Annotated in this window: 28 protein-coding genes and 3 pseudogenes; 16 read left to right on the top strand and 15 right to left on the bottom strand. The window is 69.3% G+C overall.

The window, feature by feature from the left end; genetic code table 11:
* The first annotated feature begins 25 nt into the window (after nucleotides 1–25).
* Together HEP81_RS40530 and HEP81_RS40525 are read left to right on the top strand one after the other, a co-directional pair.
* Nucleotides 26–1,225: a protein kinase domain-containing protein gene (locus HEP81_RS40530; protein ID WP_243279868.1), complete on the top strand. Its 1,200-nt coding sequence runs from the start codon at nucleotides 26–28 to the stop codon at nucleotides 1,223–1,225.
* Between the two features lie 98 nt (nucleotides 1,226–1,323).
* Nucleotides 1,324–1,584: a hypothetical protein gene (locus HEP81_RS40525; protein ID WP_243279867.1), complete on the top strand. Its 261-nt coding sequence runs from the start codon at nucleotides 1,324–1,326 to the stop codon at nucleotides 1,582–1,584.
* Nucleotides 1,585–1,706: 122 nt separating this feature from the next.
* Here the strand turns inward: HEP81_RS40525 and HEP81_RS40520 are convergent, their stop codons facing one another.
* From HEP81_RS40520 to HEP81_RS40495, 5 genes are all read right to left on the bottom strand, one after another.
* The gene (locus tag HEP81_RS40520) at nucleotides 1,707–1,949 is read right to left on the bottom strand and encodes a hypothetical protein (RefSeq protein WP_037660420.1); all 243 of its coding nucleotides are present in this window, start codon (nucleotides 1,947–1,949) and stop codon (nucleotides 1,707–1,709) included.
* Between the two features lie 357 nt (nucleotides 1,950–2,306).
* Nucleotides 2,307–3,593: a hypothetical protein gene (locus HEP81_RS42055; protein WP_243279866.1), complete on the bottom strand. Its 1,287-nt coding sequence runs from the start codon at nucleotides 3,591–3,593 to the stop codon at nucleotides 2,307–2,309.
* A gap of 330 nt (nucleotides 3,594–3,923) precedes the next feature.
* Nucleotides 3,924–4,799 carry a hypothetical protein gene (locus tag HEP81_RS40505; protein WP_037660418.1) on the bottom strand — a complete coding sequence of 292 codons (876 nt, stop codon included), beginning with the start codon at nucleotides 4,797–4,799 and terminating at the stop codon, nucleotides 3,924–3,926.
* A complete protein-coding gene (locus tag HEP81_RS40500) occupies nucleotides 4,799–5,365 on the bottom strand; it encodes an RNA polymerase sigma factor (RefSeq protein ID WP_078967577.1) in 567 nt (188 codons plus the stop codon). The genes HEP81_RS40505 and HEP81_RS40500 overlap by 1 nt, the downstream gene beginning before the upstream one ends.
* 171 nt (nucleotides 5,366–5,536) lie before the next feature.
* The gene (locus HEP81_RS40495) at nucleotides 5,537–6,646 is read right to left on the bottom strand and encodes an IS630 family transposase (protein ID WP_182786078.1); all 1,110 of its coding nucleotides are present in this window, start codon (nucleotides 6,644–6,646) and stop codon (nucleotides 5,537–5,539) included.
* 484 nt (nucleotides 6,647–7,130) lie between these two features.
* Here HEP81_RS40495 and HEP81_RS40490 point away from each other — a divergent pair, with 484 nt between their 5' ends.
* Nucleotides 7,131–7,403, top strand: coding sequence for a hypothetical protein (locus HEP81_RS40490; protein ID WP_157854688.1), 273 nt, complete (start codon nucleotides 7,131–7,133; stop codon nucleotides 7,401–7,403).
* A gap of 71 nt (nucleotides 7,404–7,474) precedes the next feature.
* On the opposite strand, the gene HEP81_RS40485 is transcribed toward HEP81_RS40490, so the two are convergent.
* The 3 genes and pseudogenes from HEP81_RS40485 to HEP81_RS40475 all read right to left on the bottom strand — a co-directional run.
* Nucleotides 7,475–8,509, bottom strand: coding sequence for a fatty acid desaturase (locus tag HEP81_RS40485; RefSeq protein ID WP_037664091.1), 1,035 nt, complete (start codon nucleotides 8,507–8,509; stop codon nucleotides 7,475–7,477).
* 151 nt (nucleotides 8,510–8,660) lie between these two features.
* On the bottom strand, nucleotides 8,661–9,566 hold the full coding sequence (locus HEP81_RS40480) for a hypothetical protein (RefSeq protein WP_037664088.1): 906 nt from the start codon (nucleotides 9,564–9,566) through the stop codon (nucleotides 8,661–8,663).
* Nucleotides 9,567–9,666: 100 nt separating this feature from the next.
* A pseudogene (locus HEP81_RS40475) lies at nucleotides 9,667–10,413 on the bottom strand (GntR family transcriptional regulator); the annotation flags it as partial.
* A gap of 135 nt (nucleotides 10,414–10,548) precedes the next feature.
* Here HEP81_RS40475 and HEP81_RS40470 point away from each other — a divergent pair.
* The 4 genes from HEP81_RS40470 to tpg (HEP81_RS40455) are packed head-to-tail and all read left to right on the top strand — an operon-like array spanning nucleotide 10,549 to nucleotide 14,590.
* Nucleotides 10,549–10,821, top strand: a complete 273-nt coding sequence (locus tag HEP81_RS40470) for a hypothetical protein (protein ID WP_037664087.1) — start codon at nucleotides 10,549–10,551, stop codon at nucleotides 10,819–10,821.
* Nucleotides 10,818–11,747, top strand: a complete 930-nt coding sequence (gene dapF, locus HEP81_RS40465; RefSeq protein WP_051850746.1) for a diaminopimelate epimerase — start codon at nucleotides 10,818–10,820, stop codon at nucleotides 11,745–11,747. The genes HEP81_RS40470 and dapF overlap by 4 nt, the downstream gene beginning before the upstream one ends.
* A gap of 53 nt (nucleotides 11,748–11,800) precedes the next feature.
* Nucleotides 11,801–14,020, top strand: a complete 2,220-nt coding sequence (gene tap, locus HEP81_RS40460) for a telomere-associated protein Tap (RefSeq protein ID WP_037664084.1) — start codon at nucleotides 11,801–11,803, stop codon at nucleotides 14,018–14,020.
* Between the two features lie 12 nt (nucleotides 14,021–14,032).
* Nucleotides 14,033–14,590 carry a telomere-protecting terminal protein Tpg gene (gene tpg / locus HEP81_RS40455; RefSeq protein WP_037664081.1) on the top strand — a complete coding sequence of 186 codons (558 nt, stop codon included), beginning with the start codon at nucleotides 14,033–14,035 and terminating at the stop codon, nucleotides 14,588–14,590.
* Nucleotides 14,591–14,731: 141 nt separating this feature from the next.
* Here tpg (HEP81_RS40455) and HEP81_RS40450 read toward each other — a convergent pair whose 3' ends face one another.
* On the bottom strand, nucleotides 14,732–15,991 hold the full coding sequence (locus HEP81_RS40450; protein WP_037664079.1) for an endonuclease domain-containing protein: 1,260 nt from the start codon (nucleotides 15,989–15,991) through the stop codon (nucleotides 14,732–14,734).
* A 110-nt stretch (nucleotides 15,992–16,101) separates the two neighbouring features.
* On the opposite strand from HEP81_RS40450, the gene HEP81_RS40445 reads away from it, so the two are divergent.
* Nucleotides 16,102–16,662 carry a hypothetical protein gene (locus HEP81_RS40445; protein WP_243279865.1) on the top strand — a complete coding sequence of 187 codons (561 nt, stop codon included), beginning with the start codon at nucleotides 16,102–16,104 and terminating at the stop codon, nucleotides 16,660–16,662.
* 2 nt (nucleotides 16,663–16,664) lie between these two features.
* On the opposite strand, the gene HEP81_RS40440 is transcribed toward HEP81_RS40445, so the two are convergent.
* Together HEP81_RS40440 and HEP81_RS42265 are read right to left on the bottom strand one after the other, a co-directional pair.
* Nucleotides 16,665–17,207, bottom strand: coding sequence for a GNAT family N-acetyltransferase (locus HEP81_RS40440; RefSeq protein WP_037664078.1), 543 nt, complete (start codon nucleotides 17,205–17,207; stop codon nucleotides 16,665–16,667).
* Nucleotides 17,186–17,320, bottom strand: a complete 135-nt coding sequence (locus HEP81_RS42265) for a hypothetical protein (protein ID WP_274599518.1) — start codon at nucleotides 17,318–17,320, stop codon at nucleotides 17,186–17,188. The genes HEP81_RS40440 and HEP81_RS42265 overlap by 22 nt, the downstream gene beginning before the upstream one ends.
* A gap of 217 nt (nucleotides 17,321–17,537) precedes the next feature.
* Between HEP81_RS42265 and tpg (HEP81_RS40435) the strand changes: the two genes are divergently transcribed.
* Both tpg (HEP81_RS40435) and HEP81_RS40430 read left to right on the top strand, forming a co-directional pair.
* Nucleotides 17,538–18,128, top strand: a complete 591-nt coding sequence (gene tpg, locus HEP81_RS40435; protein WP_037664073.1) for a telomere-protecting terminal protein Tpg — start codon at nucleotides 17,538–17,540, stop codon at nucleotides 18,126–18,128.
* Between the two features lie 114 nt (nucleotides 18,129–18,242).
* Nucleotides 18,243–18,518: a hypothetical protein gene (locus tag HEP81_RS40430; RefSeq protein WP_037664098.1), complete on the top strand. Its 276-nt coding sequence runs from the start codon at nucleotides 18,243–18,245 to the stop codon at nucleotides 18,516–18,518.
* Between the two features lie 8 nt (nucleotides 18,519–18,526).
* Here the strand turns inward: HEP81_RS40430 and HEP81_RS42050 are convergent.
* Together HEP81_RS42050 and HEP81_RS42045 are read right to left on the bottom strand one after the other, a co-directional pair.
* A pseudogene (locus HEP81_RS42050) lies at nucleotides 18,527–18,886 on the bottom strand (NF041680 family putative transposase); the annotation flags it as partial.
* Between the two features lie 119 nt (nucleotides 18,887–19,005).
* Entirely contained in the window at nucleotides 19,006–19,299 is a 294-nt protein-coding gene (locus tag HEP81_RS42045) for a DUF6233 domain-containing protein (protein WP_051850745.1), read from the bottom strand.
* A 1,200-nt stretch (nucleotides 19,300–20,499) separates the two neighbouring features.
* On the opposite strand from HEP81_RS42045, the gene HEP81_RS42040 reads away from it, so the two are divergent.
* The 6 genes and pseudogenes from HEP81_RS42040 (at nucleotide 20,500) to HEP81_RS40400 (ending at nucleotide 23,952) form a co-directional block, all read left to right on the top strand.
* On the top strand, nucleotides 20,500–20,661 hold the full coding sequence (locus tag HEP81_RS42040) for a hypothetical protein (protein ID WP_243279864.1): 162 nt from the start codon (nucleotides 20,500–20,502) through the stop codon (nucleotides 20,659–20,661).
* 372 nt (nucleotides 20,662–21,033) lie between these two features.
* Nucleotides 21,034–21,393, top strand: a complete 360-nt coding sequence (locus HEP81_RS40420; RefSeq protein ID WP_037664067.1) for a hypothetical protein — start codon at nucleotides 21,034–21,036, stop codon at nucleotides 21,391–21,393.
* Between the two features lie 40 nt (nucleotides 21,394–21,433).
* On the top strand, nucleotides 21,434–21,634 hold the full coding sequence (locus HEP81_RS40415; protein WP_037664065.1) for a hypothetical protein: 201 nt from the start codon (nucleotides 21,434–21,436) through the stop codon (nucleotides 21,632–21,634).
* A 273-nt stretch (nucleotides 21,635–21,907) separates the two neighbouring features.
* A pseudogene (locus tag HEP81_RS40410) lies at nucleotides 21,908–22,081 on the top strand (hypothetical protein).
* A 59-nt stretch (nucleotides 22,082–22,140) separates the two neighbouring features.
* Nucleotides 22,141–22,413 carry a hypothetical protein gene (locus HEP81_RS40405; protein ID WP_037664063.1) on the top strand — a complete coding sequence of 91 codons (273 nt, stop codon included), beginning with the start codon at nucleotides 22,141–22,143 and terminating at the stop codon, nucleotides 22,411–22,413.
* Nucleotides 22,414–23,310: 897 nt separating this feature from the next.
* Nucleotides 23,311–23,952: a hypothetical protein gene (locus tag HEP81_RS40400; RefSeq protein WP_157854687.1), complete on the top strand. Its 642-nt coding sequence runs from the start codon at nucleotides 23,311–23,313 to the stop codon at nucleotides 23,950–23,952.
* Nucleotides 23,953–24,148: 196 nt separating this feature from the next.
* Here the strand turns inward: HEP81_RS40400 and HEP81_RS40395 are convergent, their stop codons facing one another.
* On the bottom strand, nucleotides 24,149–24,634 hold the full coding sequence (locus HEP81_RS40395; protein ID WP_037664059.1) for a hypothetical protein: 486 nt from the start codon (nucleotides 24,632–24,634) through the stop codon (nucleotides 24,149–24,151).
* Nucleotides 24,631–25,278: a helix-turn-helix domain-containing protein gene (locus tag HEP81_RS40390; RefSeq protein WP_051850744.1), complete on the bottom strand. Its 648-nt coding sequence runs from the start codon at nucleotides 25,276–25,278 to the stop codon at nucleotides 24,631–24,633. The genes HEP81_RS40395 and HEP81_RS40390 overlap by 4 nt, the downstream gene beginning before the upstream one ends.
* Nucleotides 25,279–26,285: the final 1,007 nt, after the last annotated feature.

Raw genomic sequence — 26,285 nt, 5'->3', positions numbered from 1 at the left:
TGGTACACCGTGCGCTGCTGACGCGGTGGCTGCTGGAAGAGGGGGAGTCGTGCAAGCAGGGGCCGTGCTGGACGGGCGCTACCGGCTGATCGAGCCCATCGGTGCGGGCGGGTTCGGCCAGGTGTGGAAGGCGCACGACCCCAAGGTCGACCGGTTGGTGGCGGTCAAGGTCCTTACCGGTGACGGCAGCGCGGACAACGACCGGCAGGTGGCTCGGTTCGCCCGCGAGGCTGCGGTGGCCGGCGGTCTGTCTCACCCGAACATCGTCACCGTGCACGACTTCGGCTCCGCGCTGCAGAACGGCCGACAGTACGCCTACCTGGTGATGGAGCTGCTTCGAGGAAAGCCGCTCAGTGTGGTGTTGGAAGGCGGGCGACTGCCCCTGCCCGAGGTCCTGCGCACGGCGGCCTGTGTCGCCGACGCTCTCGGGACCGCGCATCAGGCTGGCCTGACCCACCGTGACATCAAGCCGTCGAACATCATCGTCCGCCCCAACGGCACGGCGACGGTCGTCGACTTCGGCATCACCAAGAGCAGCGATGCCCGACATGACATCACCACCAGCGGTGTTCTGATCGGCACCCCGGCCTACATGGCGCCCGAGTGCTTCAACGGCAGCTTCGACCACCGCTCCGACCTGTACTCCCTCGGATGCATGCTCTACGAGATGATCACCGGGCATCCACCTTTCACGGGGACTTCCTGGCACCTGATCAATCAGCACCTCAACAAGCAGCCGGCTCCATTGCTCAAGCTTCGGCTCGACACCCCGTCGGAGCTGGCGGCGCTCGTCACCCGGCTCCTGGCCAAGGACCCGGCCGACCGCCTGGCCGACGCCTTCGAGGCCATGCTTGCTCTCCGTGAGATCGACCGGCGGTACTTCGACGAAGACTTGCCCACTCGCGGGCCGGACAGATACGTCCGATCCGCGGTGAGCCCGCGGATCGCGACCTTCGGTGCCGTCACACAGCTCCTCCTCACCGACCGGAAGCCCTGCCCGGCCTGCGCCCCTACATCCGGTGCGCACAACTCGGAGGGTTGCGAGTCCTGCCAGGGGACCGGCGAGGTTTCCGCAGAAACGGCCCATCGGATCCGGATCCCTCCAGGAGTAAGAACCGGGCAGCGACTGCGGCTCAAAGGACTGGGCTGGCCCGGGAGAAACGGCGGGGATGCGGGTGACCTCTTCGTAGTCGTTCGGATCGAGGGCGAAGCGCGGTCGGCCTGACACCCCCGCGTCAACAGCGAGGACGTGGACCGTCCGTTTCGGTGATCTCCGGCCTGATGACCGTCCCAGCGGTATGGGCCGTAGCCAGACTCGCGGTCGTGGCCGACCCGAACTCCACTGATCTCGCTTCCGAAGACTTCCCTGACGGGGTGGCCCGGACGACTGCTGACACCAGCCGCCGGGTCCGGTTCCCGCTGGTGCGGTGGCTGCTCGCCCCGCGCACTACGTGGCAGGCGCGGCGCCTGGCCGCCGACTTTGGTGAAGGGATGGACGCCAGGACCGCGTGGGTGATGGCACGCCTGGCACGTCATCCTGACGAACGCGGCTACGCCATGGCTCACCTTGATGTCGTCGACTGATCAGCCGTCGGACTCCGGCGTGCGAAGCTCCGGCGCTCCGGGACCGGGCGCTGCCGTGCTGGACGGAGCGGACTGGTCGTCGTCGACGGCCCAGAGTGCACGGGCGAAGAAGTACAGGGCGATCATCCCGGCGTAGATGAAGGCGCCCAGCCCACGATCAGCACGAAGACGTTCGCGTCGCGGCGCGCGGAGCTGTAGGCGATGCCCTGCCCGGTGGTGAACAGCCACGGTAACCAGAGGGAGCGGACGAAGCCCGGGTCGGCGTAGCGGCCTCCGCCCCGGCGCCGCGCTATCACCGCCTCGACGGCGTCGCCGTCCGGCGCAGCATAGAGGCACGAGCAGGCCCGCACCGAGCGCCGCCGCAAGGCCGACGCCTCCCACGCCGCCGCGCTGCGCCGGGCGCGGACGGAGAAGGCCGGACGGTGTATCGGGCCGCTGCGCCGGGCGCTGACGGGCTGACGGTTCTGCTGCCGCAGCCGGTCGGGGCGGCCGGGAGGGTGGTGGGCGTATCGACCACGGTCGATCGCAGGTACTAGGTTCCTGAGCAGGAGGGACGGATCCGCCAGCCCTGGTGATCGAGCGGGCCCGAGCCGAGCGCGCCGTACCAGAGCCGGGCGGCGCGCTCGGCTCTGGTACGGCGGCGGTCGTACGTCAGTCCGCTGGGCTGCGAATCATGGCGTGGCAGGGGCTATGGCCGAAGGGCAGGCCCGCGGCGATGCCCTTCACGCGGCGGTGGGGCCGGCCTCGTCGTCGGGTTCCGAGGCGTGTTCCGTGGAGGCCGGTGGGGTGCCTTCGGGCCCGCCATCGTCCTCGCTGCGGCTTTCGGCATCCGGGGTAGAGGGTGTGCGGTCGTCGAGGGTGATGGTGACCGGTTCGCCGCCGAGGGTGAGGTCGGACAGGCTTTCCTCGATCCGCTCGTAGAGAGTGGCGGCGAGCTCCTGGTCGCCGTCGCCGTCGCTCGCGGTCTGCTTGATGGAGTGCAGGCTGATCAGCAGGGCAATCAGGGAGCGGCCGGAGAGCGCGGCGCGGATCCGCTCGTCTCCTTCGTCGGCGACACGTGGCGGCACCCGGAAGTGGGGGTGCCGTCCGGTGTGGGCGGTGATGAACTCCCAGATGTCGCGGTGGCACAGCAGGCTGGCGGAGGAGACGCGGGCCGCCGTCTTGAGCAGGGTGCTGTGTTCCGCGCTGACTTCGGCGGCCGCGGTCTCGGTGTCGGTGCCCTGCGGTGAGCGCAGTTCCTCCACGGCGGCACGCAGGCCCGCGATCTCCTGTTGCATCACGGCGAGTTCGGACCGGACCTTCTCCACGGCGGAGCTGACCTCCTGCCTGACTTCCGCGGCTGCTTCGAGCAGTCGGTCCGTGGCGTCACGCTGGTCGCCCGTCGTGCTGTCGCTGCTGCTGTTTGCGGCGGCCAGTGCGGCGCGCACGGGGGCGAGGTCTTCGGCGAGAACTTCGCGGACGGCCTGGCGGACCGCGTCGGCCTGGAGCGCCGTGTCGGGTGAGGGGTACTGCTCGGCGGAGCGCTGCGCGGGGATCGAGGTGGGGAGGGAAGCGGCCGGTAGCTCGTCGGGCTCGGTGATGGTGGCCACCGGCGCCGTCGCGGGGTCGGTGCGCTCGCCGTCGGTGCCGGCTGTTTCCTGGAGGGCCGGAGCGGGAGCGGGCGGGGTGGCGTGGTTCGGCGCCGGTTCGGGTGGGGTGAGGTCCGCGAGTACGACGCGGACTTCCCTCAGTTCGGTGCGCAGTTGGGCCACCACATCGCGGACGGCGCTGTTGAGCGATTCCCCGTTGGAGTTCAGCTTGTTGTAGACGTCGCGGAAGTTCGCGCGCATCCGGCCGAGCTCGTCGACGACTTCTTTGGTCGTCTTCTCGTGCGCGGACCGGCCGGCCGACTCCAGCTTCTCGACACTCTTGTCGAGCGAGTCCCGGATGCTCTGATCCGTGTGCATGACGGTGGTGTGGAGCATCGTCAGGGTGGTGGTGAGATCCGGGTTCGGCTGGCGGGCCATCATCCCCCATTTCGTTGCGTTCAGTAGTCGTACGAGTTCGTTGAGTATGCTTACTTGTGCGGTGCTTCCACCGCTGGGAGATCCGGTCATCTGGCCTGAGGACAGCGGTTGTCCAGGCTGAAATCAGGCGTTCGTCAAAGGCCGATGCCTCGGTGGCTAATCCGTGTGCTCCTTGCGACGCCAGCGGCCGTAGGTCCGTGCGACGCACCAGGCGACCGCGGTGACGATGAGGCCCGCGATGACGTTCTCGATGATGTTGTTCATGGGCATGCCTCCTAGGCGTCGGACTGCTTGTGGGCTGGGCGACGCCAGGTTGACGAGCGGTGGGTGGGCCTATCGGGTCATGAGCCCGAGAGGCAGTCGCGGGTAACGCAGGAAGACGCGGGCTTCTTGCCGAACGGGGATGTCACGGGTGAAGTTCGGTGCGAGTTCGGTGCGGTGCCGGACCGGCTGGGGTACATGTCGGTCCGGCCTGAAGCCGAGCATCCTGGAGAAGGCGTTCCACGCGCGGGAGTCGGCGTTGGGTCCGGTCGCTGCGTGGTGGGCGGCGAGCAGATGCGCGGCGAGCGCGTCGCCGGCCCCGGCGGCGAAACGCCACCAGTAGGTCGCCGACTCCCGTTTATCGAGGCTGTAGAGCAGGCATCCGAAGGTCCGGGCGCCGGCCTCGTCGTAGTCGGCCGCGAAGGCTTCGAGGGTGTCGATCTCCGCGGAGCGCAGGATGTTGCTGCACAGCTCGGTGACGTAGGTGAAGGCAAGGTACTGACTGGCCTTCGGGTCGAAGGGGTTGATGGGGGTGGGGCGCCGTCGGCGTGAGCGCGGCCGCAGGTGCGGCCGCCCGTCCGGCCGGGCCGTCCGTGAGGACGGTCCGGAGGTCGGCGGTGCCAGCTGGGTGACCTCCGGCATCTCCTCCGGGTAGAGGGTGTCCGCGTCGGCGGCCGCCCCCGCGGATGCGTACTGCACCCGGGTGGGCCGCTTGGAGTCGGACGCGAGCCGCGCCGCGAGGCGCTGCATGAAGTGCTCGGTGCTGTGACGCGTGACCTGCGCGCGGATCGCCTCCGCCTGGCGGGCCAGCAATTCCACTGCGTCCTCCGTTCCCGCCCCGCCCAGAGACTGGTCCGGCCCCTCCGGGCCGTCCTCGGCCTCGTCGGCGCGGGGGTCGGCCTTCTCGTGGACAGCCCTGGTCTGTTGGTTCAGGAGGTATTCCGGCATCAGGAGGCCCCTTTCTCCTTAGCGAGTTCCGTGAGCAGCACCATCAGCTGTTTACGGCCGCGGTGCGCGTTCGTCTTCGCCGCGTTCACGGTGATGTCGACGATTTCGGCGACCTCTGTGTAGGGCAGCTCGCACAGATCGTGCAGCTGCACGCACTGGGCCTGGAGGGGGGAGAGAACCTCCAGAGCCTCCATCGCCCTGTCGAGCTGGTCGTACCGGCCCAGCTCCATCAGGGTTGAGCTCGTGGGCATTTCAGGCACCAGATGCTCGTGGTCGGCGATCCGTACGCTGCGGCGGGAGTAGTCGGTGATGCAGTTTTTGAGAATCTTGATCGCGAGACTGGTCGGGTTGTCGGCCGCGCGGATGCGTTCGATCTTGCGATGCATGATCAGTACGGCGTCCATGACGGCGTCCTCGGCGTCATGGAGATTGCGCAGCCGATAGAGGGCGATGCGCATGAAGGTGTCCATGTGGTCCTGGAAGAAGAGCTCGCCTTGGGGATCGATCCCGATGGGCTCGGGATCGGGGCCGACAAGGTCGTGTTCTTTGCCGAAAGGATCGGTCATCGTTTCCCCCCGGCCTGAAGGCGCCGGGGGGACCGTCGGTCAGGCCGGCAGACATCCTGACCGAGGTTGGAGCAAGCCTGGGCGGGGGTGCCGCCAGCAGACCGTTCGATGGCTCCGGAGCAACCAGTGGTCATCCGGTAGGCGCAGGCCGAGCCGTACGTGTACCGGGTCCTAGTGTCCTGAGTCTTTGATCCGTCGGCAGTAGCTGGCGAGGGATTCGAGGATTTGATCGGCGGTCTTGGTCCAGACGTATGGGCGAGGGTTGTCGTTCCAGTCGGCGACCCAGGCCCGGATGTCTCGTTCGAGGGCCTGGACGGAGCGGTGGACGCCGCGGCGGAGCTTCTTGCTGGTCAGCTCGGCGAACCACCGCTCGACCAGGTTCAGCCAGGACGAGCCGGTGGGTGTGAAATGCAGCTGGAAACGGGGATGGGCCAGCAGCCATTTCTTGATCGTCTCGGTCTTGTGAGTGGCGTAGTTGTCCAGGACGAGGTGCACCTCCAGGCCGGTCGGGATCTCGCGCTCCAGCTTGGCCAGGAACTTCTTGAACTCGGCAGTGCGGTGGCGGCGATGCAGTGAGCCGATGACTTTGCCGGTGGCCGTGTTCAGAGCGGCGAACAGCGTCGTGGTGCCCGCGCGCACGTAATCGTGGCTGGCCCGTTGCGGGACACCGGGCATCATCGGCAGCACAGGCTGAGAGCGGTCCAGTGCCTGGATCTGGGACTTCTCGTCGACGCAGAGCACCAGTGCCCTTTCGGGCGGGTCGAGGTAGAGCCCGACCACGTCGTGGACCTTGTCGACGAAGAATGGATCGGTGGACAGCTTGAATGACTCGGCCCGGTGGGGCTGAAGGCCGAAGGCCCGCCAGACCCGGGAGACGGTGGACTGGGACAGGCCGACCCGCTCGGCCATCGAGCGTGTCGACCAGTGCGTGGCGTTCTTCGGCTTCGTCTCCAGCGTCATCCGGACCAGCTCGGCGACTTGCTCATCGGTGACCGTCCGCTCCCGGCCCGGGCGGGGCGCGTCACCCAGGCCGTCCAGCCGGTCTCTGAGGAAACGGCCCCGCCACTTGGATACCGTCTCCGTGGTCACCCCGGCGGCAGCGGCCACCGAACTGGCCGACCGGGGCAGTCCATCAGGCTCCATTTCGGCGCACGCCAGCACGATTCGGGCCCTCAACGCCAGAGCCTGCGGCGTCGATTGCCCCCGCACCAACCCACCGAGCACCCGCCGCTCGTGATCCGACAACACCAACTCGGCCAGTCTCGGCCCAGGACGTCCCATGTCCTGACCAACGATGGATCAAGGACTCAGGACACTAGTGGGCCCCACGAAGCCTCCTCTTTTGATCCAGAGCGAAGCTCGGCGGGCAACGGCGCCGGCCGAGCGGAACAAGGCGTGTTCCGCCCTTGATGCCGTTCCGGACCCCCATCCGAGTTACAAGCGACCCAACTTTTTTCGCACAGACAGTCATCGGATCATCACATTTAGTCGCTCTGCCAGCAGGTTTAAGTGGCGCGGGTGATGCGGGTCACAACGTGCGCCCGCGAGGGGACACCCGCGTACGCCAGCGCGATGGTGCGGCGCAGACCAGCAGGCGCCGGCGACCGAGACTGCGGTGGCCGGTGCTACGAAGCCGAGCGTGGTCAGGGGCAGGTTGCCGGATCCCTTCGTGGTCGTCGATGCGGCAGGGCGGGCTGAGGGGCGGGGCGGTCGCGATATCGTGGAGGGCCTGATGAGCACCGCACATGATCTAGGGGGAGCCTGCGTGGCCGAGGACCGCATCACGCACCAGGAGATCGATGCGTTGACCCGCCGTGTCGAAGCGGTGGAGGACCGTGTCGAGGCACTGCAGGTGCAGACGGGCGGGAATTTCGCCGCGGTCATCGAGGGCCAGGCGGCGCTGCGCCGGGAGGTTCGTGATGGGTTCGCCAAGGTCAACGCTCGCTTTGATGCCCTTGAAGAGAAGATGGACCACAACCAGGCGCAGATCGTCGAGCTGCTGACGGCGCTGGTGGGCAGGAGCCCGGACGCAGGCTGACCAGCGCATACATGGGTGAGGCCCCGGACACACCAACGCGGTGTCCGGGGCCTCACCCATGTATGCGCTGGTCAGGCGGTCACCGGGTGGGTTGCCCGTGCTGCTGGAGCGTTGAGCGCCTGGTGGTGGCGGCGGGCGACGGTGGCTGTGCCGATGAGGAGTCCGTCGGGGGAGAAGTGCGGCGGTGCGAGGTGGGCTTCTGCGGCGGGCAGGTAGTTCCACCGCAGGCCCGGGTGGGCGGAGTGTGCGTAGTGGTGGAGGTCGCCGTAGGGGAGCCAGGTCGAGGCGGCGAGGGTGGCCAGCGCACAGTTGCGCGGGTACAGGCGCAGGCAGCGTCCGGCTTCGACCTGCGCGGGTGTGCCAGAGCGGTGTTCGGGGTCGAACCAGGTGTGCTCGACCAGCAGGGACATCCAGGCCAGCTGCGGGTAGAGCAGCAGCCGGGGGATGAGCATCCCGCACAGCAGGGCAGGCCATCCGCCGCTCGCGTACGCGAGGGCGCAGAGAGCGGCGAGGGCGGCGGCGCGGTGCCAGGCTCCCGGGCCGCGCAGATGAGTGGCGAGGCCGGCGGCGGTGCCGCGTATGCCGCGCGGGGTGAGCGGGTGGATGAGCGCCAGCGCGTAGGCGGGGCGGGTGGTGCCGGGGTGGAGGCCGGCCTGGCGGAGTTCTGCGAGGTTGGGGTCGCCGGTCAGGGTTGCGTTGGGGTGGTGGTCGTGGACGTGGCGCCGGCGTCGTGAGGTGAGGGGCCCGAGTCCGAGGGGGTGGTGGGCGAAGACTTCGGCGAGCAGCTGGTTGGCGCGCAGGGTGCGGGCGAGGACGCCGTGGACGGCTGCGTGGCTGATCTCCTGCAGGTGGCGGAAGTGCACGGCGACCGCGGCCGCCGCGAGGACGGCGGCGAGGGGGCCGTGGGCGGCGAGCATCCACCAGCCGGTGATCTGCGTCCACTGTCCTGCCAGCAGCAGGAGGGGGGTGAGGTCGTTGGCCCGTGTGCGCTGCAGGGCTATGAGACGGGCGGCGTCGGCGGTGTGCGGCCGGTGGCGGGCGAAGTGGACGCGGTCGATCTGGCGCAGTGCGGTCCCGGTGATCAGGAGGGCTAAGCACAGGGGCATGGCGGTCCTGGGTGATGAGGAGGGCGGGCGGCTCCCGCCGGTCAGTCACACAGGGTACTTATTGGTCAACCATTTTGGGGGTGCGGACGCCGGCTGCGGCAGCACGAAGGCCCGGCCTGAAGCCGGGCCTTCGCAGGGTGAGGGTGCGCTGCTAGAGGGTGTCGACGGTCTGCCGTACGCGGGCTTCGTCCCAGGTGGAACCCAGCAGGGGCCGGGCGGCGTTCTCGTAGCTGCGCAGGGCGGCGGTGGCGGAGTCGGCGCCGTTGCCCCAGGCCGACTCGAAGCGGCTGATCCAGCGGTCGACTCCCTTGAAGTGCACGGTGCTGCGGCCCTTGGTGTAGTCGGCGTCGCCCTGCTCGTCTTCGACGAGGGCGGCGGCCGCGGCGATGATGATGACGTCCACGGCCTGGTCGGCGCGCAGCCGGTCCCGGACGGCCAGTCCGCAGGTGACTCCCATCTCTCGTTGGGATTCGACGAGTTGCAGCAGGCTGCGGGCGTAGTCCTCGCGGACCAGGTCGCGTTCGTAGGCGATGTAGAGCCGGTTGATGGTGCCGCCGGCCTGGAGCAGCTGCCGGTTGGCGGCGAGGTACTCACGCCGACGGGTCAGCAGGCCGGGGTCGGTGGTCAGGTCGGACGCGAGGATCCGCTGCGGCTGTGACTGGGACTCCAGGAGGGCCTGGACCAGCATGACCGACAGGCGCGGCACCTCGGTGGCATACACCTGAAGGTGGCCGTCGGCGACGGCGCTGTAGTCGGCGACGAGTTCCTGCTCCAGCTTCGCGCGGACCAGTTCGTAGTAGGGCGCGTCATCCATGCTCCGCAGGTTATTGGCACGGCGGAGCTGGATGTAGCGCTTGCGCAGCCAGATGTGCGAGCCGACCAGCGCCATCACGATCACCGTCTCGGCGATCAGGAGGGCGTTCTTCGTCGTTCCGCGTGCGGTGAGCCATGCGGTGACCGGGGTGATGATCCCGATGATCCCGATCAGGTTGGTGATCGCGGGTGACGCTAAGGCATCGACGGCCCGCCCTGCGGAGTCGCTGCGCGGTGCGGCCATACTCCGTTCCCCTCCCTCGTTGCAGCCCGTGCGGGCCGTGCTGTGTGTGCTGGCCGAAGCCCGCCCCCCCCTGGCGGGTGTGCGTCCCCGGGAGCCCGTGTCAGGCAGGTGGCGCCGCATCGACGGGGATGTCGTAGGTGATGTCCCACCGCTCGGCCGGCACCAGGATGTCCGCCGTCTCGACCGCCCGGCCGCCGCTGTCGTAGTGCGTGCGCTCGATCAGCACCGCTTGCGCTCCCGGGGTCGTGCCGAGCAGCTGGGCCGTCTCGCGGTCGAGCTGCACGGGACGCGGCACCTCGGCGATGCGGGCGACGGTGATACCGATCTGGGCCATCCGCTCGACCACACCGCGCCCGGCCAGCGGCCCGCCCTCGGGCAGGACTACCGGTGTGCCCTTGGTCAGGGCGTAGGGCTCCCAGCTGGTGGCGGTCAGCACGCACCGCAGGTCGGCGAGCACTTCGTACTCGGTGCGCACGCACAGCTCGCCCGCCGTGATGCCCAGGCGGGCGGCGATGCGCGCCGGGGCCGGGACCTTGGCGGTGCTCTCGGCTTCCAGGCTCGTGGGTGAGCCGGTCGGGGCGAGACCGAGCCGGCCGGGCGCGGCACCGGGGGTCCAGGTGCGCGGCAGGGTGCGTCGCTGACGCGGGGCGCGGACGTACGTGCCGCGGCCGCGGCCGCGGAAACTTTCCAGCAGGCCCTCGGCGAGGACGATCTCCACGGCCTGGCGGACGGTGTTCTCCCCGACGCCGAACTCGGCGGCCAGTGTGGGCCGGTTGGGGAGCTTGTGGCCGGGGGGCCAGGTGCCGTCGGCGATGCGGTCGCGAATGGCCTGGGCGACGCGCGCGTATCCCGCCTCCTAACGGTCAGCCATGCAACTCCCTTTGCGCGGGTTGGTTGAAACGGATTGACAATTTAGTCCACCAATAAAAAAATGGGGGACCAATAAAAACGCGCAGTAATCACTACGTCGAATGTGGGTGCAGTGGGCTACGACCGCCACCAGGGAGCCGCCATCCGCACCGCGGCCGCGACGGTCGCCCAGCAACTGGCCGAGCTGACCGGAACCGAGCCCCGCGTCATCGCTGACCTCGGGTCGGTCCGCATCGAAACCGACGTCACCGACGCCGCCCTGTGCCGCTGGACCCACCTCCTGGCCGTACTCGAACTCGGCAGCGAATACGGCGTCAGCAACACGCCCGACGGGCAAATCGCCTGGCTGCGCATCGAATTACGACGACAAGGCCTCCGCCCATGACCACCACTGCCCGAACCGCCACCGTGCCCTTCGCCAAGGGGCACGGCTGCGAGAACACCTTCCTCGTCCTGCTGGACCCCCACGGCCGCATCCACCTCACCGCCGAGACCGTCAGCCACCTGACCGACCCCCTCACCGGAGCCGCAGCCGACGGGATCCTGCGCGCTGTCCGCTGCACCGCGGCACCGGAGGCCGCCGCCATGGCCCACCGCGCCCACTGGTTCATGGACTACCGCAACGCCGACGGAAGCCGCGGAGCGATGTGCGGCAACGGCATCCGGGTCCTGGCCCGCTACCTCGTCGACACCGGCCTGTGCCCGCCGGGCGCCCTCGCCATCGCCACCCGCGCAGGCCTCCGCCAGATCCGAGTACCCGACCGCAGCGACAGCCTCCAGGGGCCGGTCGCCGTGGCGATGGGCACCCCCGTCTTCCCCGGCCCCGACCACATCACCGTCACCGCCGCCGACGGCAAAACCCGGCCCGCCACCCACGTCGACATGGGCAACCCCCACGCCGTGGTGTTCCTCGACGATCCCGCCGATGCCGGAACCCTCCACACCGGGCCCGCCGTGGAGCCGGCCAGCGCCTACCCCGACGGCGTCACCACCGAGTTCGCCACCGTCCTCAGCCCGCACCACCTCGCGGTCCGCGTCCACGAGCGAGGCGTGGGCGAGACCCGCGCCTGCGGAACCGGCGCCTGCGCCGCCGTCGCCGCCCACCGGCGCCACACCGGCCAGAGCGGAGCCGCCGACTACCGCGTCGACTTCCCCGGCGGAATCCTGCGCCTATCCGTCACGGCCGACGGCGCCATGACCCTGACCGGGCCGGCCGCCATCACCGCCCTCGGCTCCATCCGCCTTCCCCGCGATGTGACCGCCGAGCGCGACCCCACCCCCGAGAAGGGCCGTACGGTATTTGTACGGTAAATGTACGCGATTCTTGCGGTTATTGGGGTAGAGTGTGGCTCAGGAGGTGTTCCATGTCCGAGTTGTTCGACGCGGTCGACGCGCTGGTCGCGTCCCGCTCTCCGCTCCCGTCGGCGGAGGAGCGCAAGCGGCTGCGTGTCGCGCACGGCCTGACGCTGGACGAAGTCGCCAGTGCGCTGAAGGTGCGGCGGGCCACGGTGTCTGCCTGGGAGTCGACGAAGAAGCCGACCGAGCCGCGCGGCCCGGAGCGTGAGGCGTACGCCCGGCTGCTCAAGCAGCTCGCAGGGCTCTACCCGGCTCCGGTGCTCGCCACATTCACCGGCGCGCCCGCCCCGGCGGAGGCCGAGACTCTGTCCACGGCCTCCGAGGCTGCGGTCATGACTGCAACCGAGAACACCCAGACCCCCGCCCCCGTCGCCGCTGCTCCCGCCGCCACATCCCGCCCGGCGAGCACCATCATCAGGGCCACGTCGACGTCGCGCCGTCCCACGCGGAAGGCGGCCCCGGCGAACACCCCGGCGAGCGGCGCCGACCCGCGGTTCGAGAACGGCCCGTTGGCGGTCGTCGACGTCGAGGACGGGCAGGTGCTGGCGTACTGCATCGGCGGCCTGGTCCTGGACGTGCCCGCCAAGTCCCTGCCCTCCCTGGTCGACTGGACCCTCAAGGAGGCGAAGCTCGGGCAGCCGAAGCTGTCCGGGCCGGGAAGGCCGGCCGACCCGCTGCTCGTGCTCACCGAGGCCGCCTTGGAGCGCTACGGCCTGCCCACCATGCTCACGGAGGAGGAGCGGCACGCGGGGCGGATCCCGGAGGGTCACAAGGTCATCAAGCAGCTGGTGCGCGCGGAGTGGAAGCTGACCAAGCGTGGGTTCGGGCCGTGGGCGCGGATCTACCGCCCGGCCAAGGGCTCGGAGCGCCAGTGCGTGCAGCTGTGCATCCCGTCGTGGAACGCGCTCGACACCCGGCACTGGAGCGACGCCGCGCAGCTCCCGCCGGCGGAGCTTGCCCGCGTCCTGGGCGTGTACGCCTCGCGGGTGATGACGCCGCGCGGCTCCACCGCCGTCACGGGCCTGGAGCTGATGACCGCGCTCCACCCGCCGACCTACGCCGTGCGCGACGAGGAGACCGGCGCCCTGCGCCAGGCCGATGAGAAGACCCCCGGCTCGCTGGGCAAGGACGCCATCGACCCGATGAACTGGCCGCCGTGCGAGGTCCCCGATGGCCACCCCGTCCTCAAGGATCTGCCGCGGTTCCACGTGCGCGGCCCGGCGGAGAAGCTGTTCGAGGAGGCGTACGACTGGGCACGGCCGATGACCGACGCGGAGTGCACCCTGCGCCACCTGGTCGGCATCGACGTCAACATGGCCTTCGCCGCCGGCGCCAACGGGTTGACCGTCGGCCTGGGCGAGGCAACGCACGTCACGAACCCGGTCTTCGACGCGAAGCTGCCCGGCTCGTGGCTGGTCGACCTCTCCCACGTCGACCTGTCCCGCGTGAAGGTCGGCAAGGAGTGGGTGGAGCTGGACGGCAGCCTGCTGCCCTCCCCCTTCACGCCGAAGGGCGAGCGCCCGGAAGGCCCGGCCTGGTACGCGACGCCCACCGTGGCGTACGCCCAGGAGCTCGGCTACGAGGTCCGGCCGGTCGAGGCGTGGGTCCGCTACGACAACGGCCGCTACCTGGACGGCTGGTACAGCCGGCTCCGTGACGCCTACCTCGCCACGATGGCCGACCTCGGCGTCGACGCCGACCTCGCCCCGGCCGACTTCCTCACGGCGATGGAAGGCTACAAGGCCCGCGACCCGGAGCTGGCCATCGTCGTCTCGGCGATCAAGGCCACGGTGAAGGGCGGCCTGGGCAAGCTACGCGAACGGCCCCGCGGCGAGGGCTGGAAGCCCGGCGAGCCGTGGCGCGCCCTGTCCCGCCCGACGTGGCGGCCGGACATCCGCGCGGCCGTCATCTCCCGCACCCGGATCAATCTCCACAGGAAGATCGTCAAGCACGCGGCGTTCACCGGGCAGTACCCCGTCGCGATCCTGTCCGACTGCGTCGTCTACGCCGCCGACGGCACGTCGCCACTGGACTTCCTGCCCTACCGGGAGGGCAAGCCGCTGCCCGGCGGGTTCAAGCTCGGCATCAACCCCGGCCTGGTCAAGTGGGAGGGCACCCAGACCGTCCTGTGGGGCGAGGAGGTCCGCGAGCGGTTCGACGCGCCGGAGCTCAACTTGGCCCGGTACATCAAGGACGGCACCGTCGCCGACATCGACAACGGAGAGTAGGAGTAGGCCACGATGAGCCTGTTCGGGGACGGCCTGGAGGCCGCGGTGCAGAAGGCGTTCACCCGCCCGGCGCCGAAGTCGGCCGGCGCGCAGATGCGGTACCTGGTCAAGCAGCTCAAGGGCACCAAGGCGGTCGCCCAACTGCTGCGGGTCTCCCAGCGCACCGTTGAGCGGTACGTGAAGGACCAGATCAAGAAGCCCCGCTCCGACCTCGCCGCCCGCCTGGAGCGCGAGGTGAAGAAGCGGTGGCAGCCGCAGATCCGGGCCAAGGCCCGGCAGAAGGCGGCGACGACCGGCGGCATCGTCATCGACGCCCGGGCCCGCATGGGCTACACCGCGCCGATCGGGTCGACGGATGAGGACCGCATCCGGCAGCTGACCGTCGCACTGCCGCCCCACTTCGCCGCTCGTCTCTTCGAGGCCCAGGAGGCCGGCGCCGCCGACCAGCAGCTCCAGGAGATCGTGGCCGAAGGACTCAAGGAGGTGTACTTCCAGGACGGCGGCCGCCGCGCCGGCAGCCTGGAAGAGGTCCGGTTCACGGACGTCCAGCACCTGGAGTTCGACCTGTAACGGGCCGCGCCTCGGACAGGCCCCGTGAGCCCGGACCGACTGGTCCGGTGCTCGCTGTCAGCGCGCCCAGACCACAGAGGTCTGGGCGCGCTGGTCGCGCCGAAAGGCATCGGTCCTTGCTTGAGGGCCGCCCCGTGCCGGTCACTCCGCTCGTGCAGCGGCGTCAGGCCCTCTTGCCTCCTGGTCGGCGAGCGCCGTGTCGACGAAGGCTCGCACGAGCACGGTCACCTCGGACGCTGTGAGGTCCTTCGTCCACCTGCTGGCCATGTGCCAGCCGCTGCACTCCAGCTGGAAGCGGTGCGCGCCGTGCACGCGTTCTGCTTCGCGGGCGTACGGCTGCTTGCGGCATCGGCCGTGTCGCTCGGTCTGCTCCAGGTGCGCGCAGACCACATCCATATGGAAGCGGCGCGGAAGAGTGCGCTGTTCGAGGCAGCCGCTGCACTCCAGGAGGTGCAGCGTGCCACCTTCGAGCTGGAGGAAGTAGTACGGCGTGGCCTTGCCCTCGCGGGTGTTGCAGCTGCCGCACAGCGGGCCGCGGACATACCCGTGGTCGTGGCAGTGATCCCATGCCGACGCCTGGCTCGCCTTGCACAACCGGCACAGGTAGTCGTCGGCCCGCGTACCGCGTCGGCGGAGTTTCTCGTACTGCACACCGCGCAGGCGACCGGTGTACGGCTGGAAGGCGGCCCCGGAGCACGGTGGGCACCGGGTGATGTACCCCGACGCCGTCGGGGTACGCCAGCCGCCCCAGTACGGGCCCTGGTCACCGCAGGAGGAGCAGAGCCGGGCCCGGGTCACCAGTTCGTCCTCGCGCCGTTCCCAGCGGTCCATGAGGTCCGCGTAGGCCCGGGGTAGGTACCAGTTCTCCCCGGACCACGTCAGGAGCTCGAGGGGACGGGTGCCGGCGATGTTCTGGGTGTGCCGGTGGCTGCTGCTGGACGCGACGAACTTTTCCCACGTCAGCTCGCCGGGCAGGCCGTTAGCGCCGATGGTCCGCCAGGAGCCCCACTCGTCGTATTGCCGCCCCTGCTCGACGAACTGGTTGCGAGCCTGTTGGAACATCCATGACACCAGACGGCGGCGCCAGTTGGGCCGGTGCCATTCCTCCGGGTCGCGCTCCGGGATGTCGCGGTAGACGGGGACGGGCAGCTGGACGTCGACGACCTCTTCCAGGCGCACCTCCATGTCCGCGAACGCGCGGCCGGCTGCCCGAATATCGCGTTCGTCGTACATCCAGCGAGACTTGTGCTTGTAGCAGCGCAACGCTACGTCGCCGAAGAAGACGTGACCGTGCTCTCGCAGGCGAGGCATGTGGAGGAGCTCGTCAGGATCCAGCGGCACCGCCGCGTCCTGCGTCAGGTCCGCGAAGAGGGAGCGTGCGTACTCCCGGCTGATGGGCATGGCCGGATAGTGGCAGCCGCCACTGACAACGCCGCCCGAACTGCGCGTCGTTGCCGGTCGATGCCGGTGAAGCCGCCCGGCTGCCCCTCCCACCCGCCTACGATGCGCTTGTGCGGAACACCAAGGCGTTCAAGGAAGCCGTTGCCCAGACGCTCACGGAGCTGGCCCGCCGCGGGGTGACCCTCGCGCCGGCAACCGTGGAGGACACGATCGAGAAGCAGATCACCGCCGTGGCGGAGCGGCTCGGGATCCAGGTGCGCTCCGCGTGGCGGTACTTCGACGCCTCCGTCACGGCCGACCGACTCGCGCAGAGCCTGGCGTCCTTCGAGGAGAGCAGCAGTGAGAAGGACGTCGGGCAGGCCCCGATGCCGCCGATCGACAACCCCGAGCTCGCCCTGGTCCTCGCCGGGGTGCCCGACTCCCTGGCCCAGACCGGCGGCGACCTGTACGCGGTCATCATCAACGTCGCCGTCAACGCCTGGATGGCCGGCCACATCCACGGCGAGGACGGCTGCCCCGGCTGCGACGGCGGCCGCGGCCCGGCCGGACACGACTGGGAAGCGCGGATGCGCACCATCACCGAGCTCCAGCCGAACATCACCAAGTGGTTCGACCGCGACGTGTGGACCCGCGCCGTCAACGACGCGGGCTACGCCGTCACCCGCCGCTGACGTCAGCGCGCAGGGACAGGCAGGACGCCACGGACGACCAGATGTCGTCCGTACGGGGTGGCCATGGGCTCCATCCGAATGCCGGTGCGCAGCGGCTTCACCGAGAAACGGAAGCCCTCGGGCGGGCTCTGGCCGATCAGCCCGGCCGGGGTGGGGATGCCGATGCCGTCGGGCGAGAGGGTGAAACCGAGGCCGGCGTAGAAGTCCGTCAGCTCCGGCTCATGCGTGGCGTACAGGACGGCCGCGCCCAGCTTCCCGGCCTGATGCGAGCCGGCCGCCTTCTCCGCTTCGGCCACCAGGGCGCGCGCGACGCCCTGGCCGCGCCACTGCTCGACCACGGCGAGGGAGTCCAGGCGGGCAACCAGACCGGCGATGATGTGCACGTTGGGCGATCCGATGAGCATGGGGTGGGTGAAGGCCCACGTCGCCGGCAACGTGAGGATGCCGCCGACCAGCGCGCCGGACGACGTCTCCTCCACCACCCGTGCGTAGGTGGGCTTCTCCGGGTCGAGGCTCTGGTCGATCACGTTGCGCAGCCCCGCCATGACCCATCGGGGTTGTCCGGGTCGGCCAGCCGGATCACCGGCTCCAGCGGGGCCGTGTCGGCGCGGGTCGCCTCCCGCAGCACGAGGCCGTCCGGCAGCTCCGCAACGCTCACCGGAATGACCTCCCCCGGCTGCACCCCTGACCGGTCGGCCGTGCTGGGGGCCGCGTACATGCGCTCACCCAGCACGTTCCTTGAGAACAGACGCTCCGCCTCACGGCGCGCTGGATTCCCCGACCGGCGGGCGCCCTTCTGAACTCCGCACGGCAGCAGCAGACTTGGGCGCGGATCCATGCCTCTGTCCACAGCCGATCCGTGAGCCCCTGGAGGTATGAGCGATCACGATCAGCAGCAGCCGGCCCCGCGCCGCGGCAAGGTCCTGGAGGCCCTCGCGCGGGCGGACCGGAAGGTGTTCACCCGGCCCGCGCCGAAATCCGCAAAGGCTCAGGTGATATTCCTTCTCACGCGAGCGAAGGGGTCGACGCAGTCCCTGGCGGAGCGCCTGGGTGTCTCGCGCCGCACGGTGGAGCGCTACCGCGCCGGGAAGCTGACGACCCCGCAGAAGCGCTTGCGGGCCGCCCTGGTGGAGGAGACGGAATCCGAGTGGCAACCGCAGGTCAGGGCACAGGCGCGTCAACAGGCTTCCACCTCCAGCGGCATGATGGTGGAAGTGACGGCGTACTTCGGATTCACCTGCACGGGCAGCTCGGACGACGGCCGCGAGCGCCAGATCACCACGGCGATCTCGCCCTGCTACGCGAAGCAGATCCTGGAGCTCCAGGAGGCTGGTGCGACGGAGGAGGACCTGCATCCGATCGTCGCGGAGGCCATCACGGAGTCGTATTTCACGGAGTGGGGCACCCGCGCCGTTGGCCTGCGTGCCGATTTTACGCACGTCTCGAAAATAGACTTCCGGTTCTGACCCGGCTCAATTCAAGACCTGTATAGAAACATGTCCTGAGCTTGTTCTTTATGGTCTGAGCTGCCTTGAAAGCGTGTGACGAGGCCCGAGCAGACGCTGAGTAGGGTTGTGGCCATGGCCAAGGGAATGGGGCGGCGGCCCAAGGTGGACCTGAACAGCGGCGTCGAGGACGCGACGCTGCTCATCTTGGAATGGCTCGGTGAGCATGGTGTCGGTGCCATGATCCGGGTCGACGCGGAGCGCATGCGTGACGGTCAGCCGGCGTGGGCTTTTGCCGCTTCTGGTGGGCCGCTGGACGGTGGGATGAGGGCCGACGGGGCCTCGGTTGCCGAGTGCATGGGCAGGGCACTGCTTCGATTGCGGGAAGCGGGGTTGGCCGTCCCTTTCTGAAGCCGTGTTCAGCGTCTGAGTTGATCGCGTTCGGTAATGCTTTCGGGGCGTCTGGTGGTCTTGCCCACGTCGTAACGGGTCGCGAGGTGCCGGTTCTTCGAGCCAAGTGGGCGTCCTGGGCCTGGAGTTGAGGGTTTGGGCGCACGGGCGGGACAGTGCAAGTGGGGGCGGATGTTCCTGAACCCACGGCGGACGCGGGCTGGGGTGAGCCGGGTGGGCTCGACTGGCTTCTCCCAGGGCCGACGGAGGTCGGCCGCGGCCTCTCGGGTGAGGCGGAGCTGAGTGTGGGCGGCGATGACGATCCATGTCCATCGGTCCGCCGCCTCGGGAGTACGGAGCTTGGGACGCGTCCAGCCGAGCGTCTGCTTTTCAAAGAGGAGCGTGGCGGCACCCCGCGCGGTTCTCTTGCGTCCGTACGGACATAAGCACCGCGGAGGTCGCGCCCTTCGGCGCCGGGGTCACCCGCCCGCGTACTGACCTGTTCCGGCTAGCCAGGGAAGCCGAGAACAGTGTCCGGACGACAGGCCGGACACGCGGACACGTGGTTCTGCAGCGCCTCCACCGCCTGGGCCCGGATCACCGGTCGGCACCGGGCCCACTTCGGTACCGCCCAGCACCCGCCCGAGTGCACCGAGTCGATGGTCGCCCCGTCGTGCCGGAACTGCACGAGCCACTCTGGGGGCTGCTCCCGCTCGGCGGTTCGACGCCGAGCCGCCTCGCGGCGCTCCTCCTCGGCGATCCACCCGTCGATCTGTCGCAGGGACGCCGTCGCCTGCTGCATGACGACCCTGCGGGCGAACCGCAGGAGGTCGAGGCGAGACGGCGGGCTATCGCTTACCAGTTCGATTATATGGGGGAGCGTTCAGAATCAGCCAACCTCGGAAAGCGAGATGATCTCCAGGGCCGCGATCCGCGCGGATGGGCGAAGAAACCGCAGGTCACCGTCTATAGGCTTCCCTATAGGATGATCTTGAATCGCGCAACTCCCCTGCCAGGCAAGCACTTTCGCTGTTCTGGCCGATCGCGACCCTATTACCCCTTCGGGGCGACATCTGATCGCCTACCGTCTTCGACGTGGCAAGCAGCGCGTAACCCGCACGGGGCGCCGCTGCAGCCCACATCCTCATTGCAGATGCGGGGACTGCCCGGCCAGGGGCAGCCCCCGCGAGTGTCCTGCATCGAACTACCTGCAAGTGATCCGGAAGGACATAGCTATGGAAGCACACGCTTGGCGCCCCGTCCCAGTGGACTGGCGGCCCCCCTCTCCCGTCACCACCCTCATCGCGGCAGTCCTGTTCTGCCTGGTCCAGAAGCACGGCACCGCTGGAGCTCTGTCAGTCACCGCGATGGTCGTCGTCCTCGACTGTGTCCGGATCCGGCGCCCTAAGAAGACGGGTCCGCGACCGGTCGAACCGTCCGGAAACGGGATGAGCCTCACGAAGCTCCGCCAGCACGAGCGCCACGACCGCTGACGCTGCTACGGCCGCCCACCCTCAGCGCCGGACACCACTCTCCCGTCCCCGGTGCCCAGGCCGCAGCAGTGCAGCGCCCCGACTCCAAGAGCGGGGAGTCGGGGCGCTGCCCCCAACTTCGCAGCAGCCCGACGAAGTTTGCCCCGGACCAGGTGATCGCTTTACCCGACGGTGCGGCATCGGGGCTACTCGGCGGTTCTTTCCCGGCGTGTTGGAGATCTCCGACCTCGCCCGCGCGCACCGCAGTGGACGGCACGAACACGCAGGCGTACATCACCACGGCACTGTTCAGGAACGGGACGGGCATGGACGCCGGCGCCTCGCGGCCGCCCGATTCGACGCCCGGCTGGGCCCGGCGGAGTTCGCGGAGTGGGAGCGCATCGACCAGCTGCTCGCCGCCGCGCCGGCGGGCGGGTACGTCCAGGCCAACTCGACGCCTGGCTCGCCCACGCCCCGGCAGACCAGTCCGGCCACTACGCCGACCTGGCAGCCCGAGCCGCCTGCTGCCCGTGCCGGTCCTCGCCCATGCCGCGCTGCTCGCCGAACTCGCCTACCTGGTCCCCGGCGCTGACGTCGCCGAGCTGGCGTTCGCGGCCCGTCTCACCCCCACCGAGCCGGAAGCCACCGGTGCACTGGCCGCGTTCCTCATCCGCGCCCGCTCCGCCCACTGATCACCGAAAGTGACTATCGAACTGTCACGCTCACGCGTCACGCACCCTCGATCCGGCTGCCACGCTGCCGATCGGGGCGACGATTACGAGACCGCCCCCAGCTTTCGACTCCACCCGACAGCGTGACACCCTCGCCAGACTCGAATGCGTAGCGTAACCATCGGGGTCGGTCCCGGGCGGGAGGGGGGCACGAGGCGCTGTACGGCCGCCAGGGGGGTCGGAGCCAGGCACCTTTGCATCACGACCTAACAGCTGCCCATACCACCCCATATCGCGCGACTAGACATTCTCAACACGACCCTTGCGCAATGCGCAAGGGTCGTGTCATAGTCGTCTTGCACAAAGCGCAAGGCGCCAACGAGGGGGCAGATCATGACCGTTCGCGTCACGAAGATCGCGGGTCACAAGGCCGAGATCACCTGGGAGCCGGGGGACGACCCCCACGGCTACCTCAACTCCATGGTCGACGGGGACCACATCGAGTCCGCGCTCGCCGCGCTCGGCACCACCGAGGGCCTGGCCCCGGACGGGGAGTCGCTCGCGGTGCTGACCGGGCAGGTCACCGAGCTGGCCCGGCTCCTGGAACGCCGGGCGGCCGCCCTGGTCGTCCAGCTGCGCGACGAGCACAGCATGTCGTGGCCGCAGATCGCCAACCGCGTCCTGGGCGACGCGGACAAGCACAGCTCGGTCCGGCGGATGTACGACTCCGGGCGCCGGCACCTCGGCCGCTGACCCACCCACCAACCCGCACAACCCACAGAAGGAGATCACCATGGCGAAGAACACGAACGACCGCGCGGCGTGGGTCGAGGCTCAGGCGGACGCCCTGTACGAGGCTTTCCTCGCCAAGGAGGCGGCGGCGCAGGCCTCCTCGACCTCCACCACCACGGACACCACCACGGTCCAGGGCGACCGCCACGGCATCACCGGCGGCACCCACCACGGGGACCTCTATTTCGACTACAAGGGCTGACGGACCGCGAGCGGCCGACTCACTGCCAGGCGACCGGCCGCCCGTCCACAACCCGAGACCCGAAGGCCCCGCACCCACGGCGCGGGGCCATCCTCATGCCCAGGCCCAGGACGACGAGCACGACCAGGCCACGAGGCCGGCGAGTCCTGGTGTCACAAGGTCACAGGGGCAGCGGCCGCGAGCACTGTGCCTGAGTGAAGCGGAGCGGCCCCACGACCGCCGTACGGCCGATCCCGTGGTGGCACACGCCCGTTCGCGCCCTGGAGGCCCTCGATGAGCGAACAGCCGTGCCCCCGCCGACACCGCCGCCCGGCAGCTGGAGCCCGCGGCCGCCGAGCGGTCCGCGCGTACGCGGCCAAGACCCGCGCCGACGCTGACCGGTTCGCCGCCGTCCTGGAGGACATCGCCACCAACGGCCTGCCCGACCCCGAGCAGTGCACCCCCTAGGAGGAGCTGCGCGAGGCCCACCTCGCCCGCCTCGCCCGGCAGCGCCCGGCCGTCGCCTGATGGCCCCGCAGCACGGCCCCCGCCGCGCCCGGATCGCGTTCTCCGACTCCGCCGCAAAGCAGCTGGAGAACCTGACCAGCGAGGCGGAGATCCACGCCCTCGACCGCGCCCTGGTCGTCGTCTCCGTCGGCCCCGATATCGGCGGGCCGATCCCCGGCGACACTGCCGGCCCCCAGCTACGCGAGTACGCCGACGAAGTCGAGCGCGTACGCCTCCTGTACTGGGTCACGGCTCTTCAGACCGTGGTCGTCGTCGCCTACCTCGAGGTCTGACCCACGACGTCTTGGACCAGGCCGACCGCGTACGGCTGGCCTCTCCGTGTGTCCGCGAAGCCGAACTGGTAGTCGCGGGCCTGGTCCGCACTCGCCGAACTCGCCCGCCTGGTCCCGGGCGCCGACGTCGACCAGCTGGCGTTCACGGGCTAGCTCGCCACCACCGAACCCGAAGCCGCTGGTGCCCTCGCCGTGTTCCTCGCTCGCGTCCGGTCGTAGCGCAGTATTCGCACGGTCCGCTCCGGCCTCACGCTCCGCTGTTTCCCAGACCCCAGCGTCTGGGAAACAAACCTGGGAGGCCGGGGCCGGAAATACCCCGGAAAACCTGTGATGTCTGGGAGGTTGGAAGTATCCAGGCAGGAGCGTTCCTGGGAGGTGACCTGAGAGCTTGTGAGGGAGACAGGGGAACGGACGCGCCCGTGATCACCATGGGTGACTGTCACGCTGTCACACTCACCGGTGTCACGCGCCCCGATCCGGATGTCACGTTGGAGTGTCACGCTGGTGGGTCGGCCCGGAATCACGGGCCCGACCCCCGGATCTGTGCCAACCTCGCCGATCAGCGTGACCCCCTTCCCAGAGCGATTACGGTCCGCATCCGGAGACGGTCCCTCGCCCACCTGAACAGTCCGCCGATCTGTGTCATCGATCCGCTGTTTCCCCGGGTGGACATGCTCATGTACGGGCGTCCTGCCTGCGATGGCGACGCGGTCGGCAACTGTTCCAGGTCAGCCGCCGGCGAAAGAACCGCCCGAGTTTGACTGGTTGTTGCGTAACGAGCCGGCCAGGACCCGCAGCCGCGGGTAGCGTGCCGATCTCGGACAGGTGCGCGAGACAGGGAGAGAGCCCATGCGGTTACCGGAGTTCACGGCGTCGGCACCACTGACCACAGTGGAGATGGGGGCGATCCGGTCCCTGCACCACGCCTGCAACCTCCTCAGGGCCGAATGGCAGACGGCGAGCACTCTTGTGGACCGGCTCACTGCCCTGCAGGACACGGTGGAGCAGTTCGACCAGGGAGCGCCGCCCTTCCAACATCACCACGATGCTGTCGACGCTGCCCGCCACAACGCCTACATGTACGAGCGCGAGTTGGGCGTGAGCGCCTGGCGGTACGCGAGCGCTCACGCCGTCCTCGGCATCACGCTCTTGGACCGCCTCGTGGCCGGCCGCCCCGCACTGACCGCCGCTGCCGTCGATGAACTGTGTGAAGAGCCCACCCTCGGCCAGCTGCGCAAAGCGCTGCTGATCCCGGCTGGGCACCTCCTGGTCACCCGCCCGGAAGAGACCCGGCACCGGGCTGACGAGGATCGGCAGCAGCTGCTCCGCACGCTGGACATCATCCGTGGCTCGATCAGGCAGCTGAAGGAGAACAAGCCGATGTCCGACCAGGAAGCCGCAGCCTGCCTCCTGAGCGAGAACAGTCCCCTGGGCACGGATCCGATGTACGACGGCGTCCTGGGCCCCTTGTTCGACCTCGCCGAACAGACCCTGTTCGAGATCAGCTGGTTCCTCAAGCACGACGTGACTCTTCGCTGACGGCCCACCCGGGCAGCGCCGACCCCTGCGCTCAGCACTTCTAACCCTTCAGGTCGGCGGACCGCGCTGCACTCCAATCCGACCTGCGCTTTTCCCCTCCGGGGAACGATGTACGCCCCGCTGGCAGGAGAGCGGCGCCGCACTCTGAGGTGCGGCGCCGCTGATGTCGTGTCGCCCGGCCGGACGGGTGGCCGGGTTAGTGGACGCGCTTGAGGCGGGTCGTCTTGGTGATGGGCGTGACGTTGCCCTTGGCCTTGGCTTCGGCTTTACGGGCCTTCTCGTCCAGGTGGAGCTGGAAGCGGCGCTCGTACTCGTCTTCGAAGTCGCCGACGTCCAGCCGCATGTCCTTCGGCAGGGCCTTGATGGCGCGCTGCTGCTCGCGGGGGTCGTTGAAGGCGGCGATCATCGGGTGGAGCTGGAAGCGCCCGCGGCGGACCACGGTGACGAGCCGGGCGGCAACCAGGTGCGGCATGGCGCGGCTGATCATGCCGCGCTCCATCGCGAGGCCGGCCGCGAGTTCGTCGTGCGTGGCGGCGACCAGGCCGCCGGGCTCCTGCTCGGTCATCATGTGCAGCAGCAGGGTGTAGGCGGTGGGCGGCAGCCGCGGTACGTACGCGAGACCGTTGAAGCTGCCCCACAGCACGTTGCGGCGCGGAACCCATTCCTCGGCAGCGGACGTCATGACGTGGCCTTCCCTTCCCCATCCGACTCCTTGCGCACTTCCAGTTTCGCGCCGGGAGCGGCCATCGCCCGGAACGCGTCGGGCGCGTCCGGGTCCTCCATGATCTCGCGCAGCAGGTCCAGCTGCTCCACCCTGTCGCTCATACCCGTCTTGGAGCGCTTCTTCTCGCCCTTCTGCGGCTCCCTGAGCCCGCCCCTGAGCGACGCGGCCGGATTGAGCTGGTAGAGGCCCCGCTGGAGCCTGCGCAGCGCGCCGTCCGCCTCCAGGACGTTGAAGACGCGGCTGATGTGCGGCCTGCTGTACCCGAGGTCATCGGCGACGTCGTCGTGCTTGGCCTCGATCAGCCCGCCGGGCTTCTGCGAGCCCATCAGGTGGAACAGCACTACGAGCACGAACCGGTCGCTGTCGTAGCGGACGGCCGCCCAGCGCATGAACTCCAGGCTGTCCATGGAGAACGCTTCGCCGATGAACCCCGTGCTGGAGCCGACCGGGAAGACCTGGGCGGCATGGCCGGCGGGCAGCTCGATGGTAGAGCCGGAGGGCCGGTTGTAGGCGGTGGGCGGCGGCTTCGGGCGCCGCCGACGACGGGACGGGGCGCCGGGCAGCTTCGGCGCTGCGCTGCCGTCCAGGGGCCCTGAGCTCATGGGGTCGCTGCCTCCTTGATCGTCGTGGTGCCAGAACCATAGCGGAGAACCGTGGCAGTAGTGCCACCAAAACGCGGCAGCGCAGACACGAAAGTCACTCGTATGTCAGCCCTGGACTGACCTCCGCTTCCGGATCGGGTCCGAACCTCTCGCTGACGCACCGTGCGCCGTTTCGTGGCACTACTGCCACGAAACGATGTTGATCGGTCAGGACCGGCTGACGTCGTGACCGAGATATGTCAGTCCAGGGCTGACATATCTTTCTGAGCTCGGCTCCCTGACCTGCGGAAACTCACGGCTCTTGCCTCTAGAGCGTGCGCGCGCGTGATACCGGTTCTGCCTGCTGTGATCAAGCATCGCCACGCCGTGGGATCTGTCCATCAGCAACAGCGTCAGAGCCCACTCCGGTCGGACCCCGTGGCACGCGCGGCTTCGCGTGCGGACCGTCGGCCCTCTGCGGGCCGGGGACAGCAGCAACGGCTCTGAGTCTCGGGTGGTGCCGGCCGTGACGCTCAAAGCAGGGAAGGCGTGGCCGGTGCCGGTGGGCGGTTCCGCCGCCCGGCCCGGGGGGCCGTTCGGCTCCGGTACCTCCGGACGCCGGAATTCAGGGTTCCCGATATCCGGGGTGATGTTCTGTGGCTGAGGTTCGCAACGTCCCAATTTGGTAATTCCTCGCCTGAGTGGGAGTTACGAAACACCGGCGCTGACCACTCATCAAATGGTGCGCCACGCCCGGGTGGTTGGGGGGTGTCCCGTGTTTCCGCCAACGGTACATGCTGCATCAACCTGATGCACGCGATACACTAGAACCCACACGAACGAGCGACCCCCACCCTCGTAGCCAGCCCGGCCCGCGCCAGCGGGCCCCAAGGTTCTGGAGGCGCAGCCGGAAGGACCGTCAGGCGGGGGAGCGCAGCGGACCCGCCCAGGAGTGCGAAGTACTCCCCAACTCCCGCACTAGAGACCCAACTAGCCGCACCTGACAGCCCCTCAACAGGCGAGCGCAC

It is taken from the genome of Streptomyces griseofuscus, from assembly GCF_014673495.1.
Lineage (GTDB): Bacteria > Actinomycetota > Actinomycetes > Streptomycetales > Streptomycetaceae > Streptomyces > Streptomyces murinus.
Note: the sequence above shows the minus strand (reverse complement) of the source record. Positions and strands in the feature narration are given on the sequence as shown.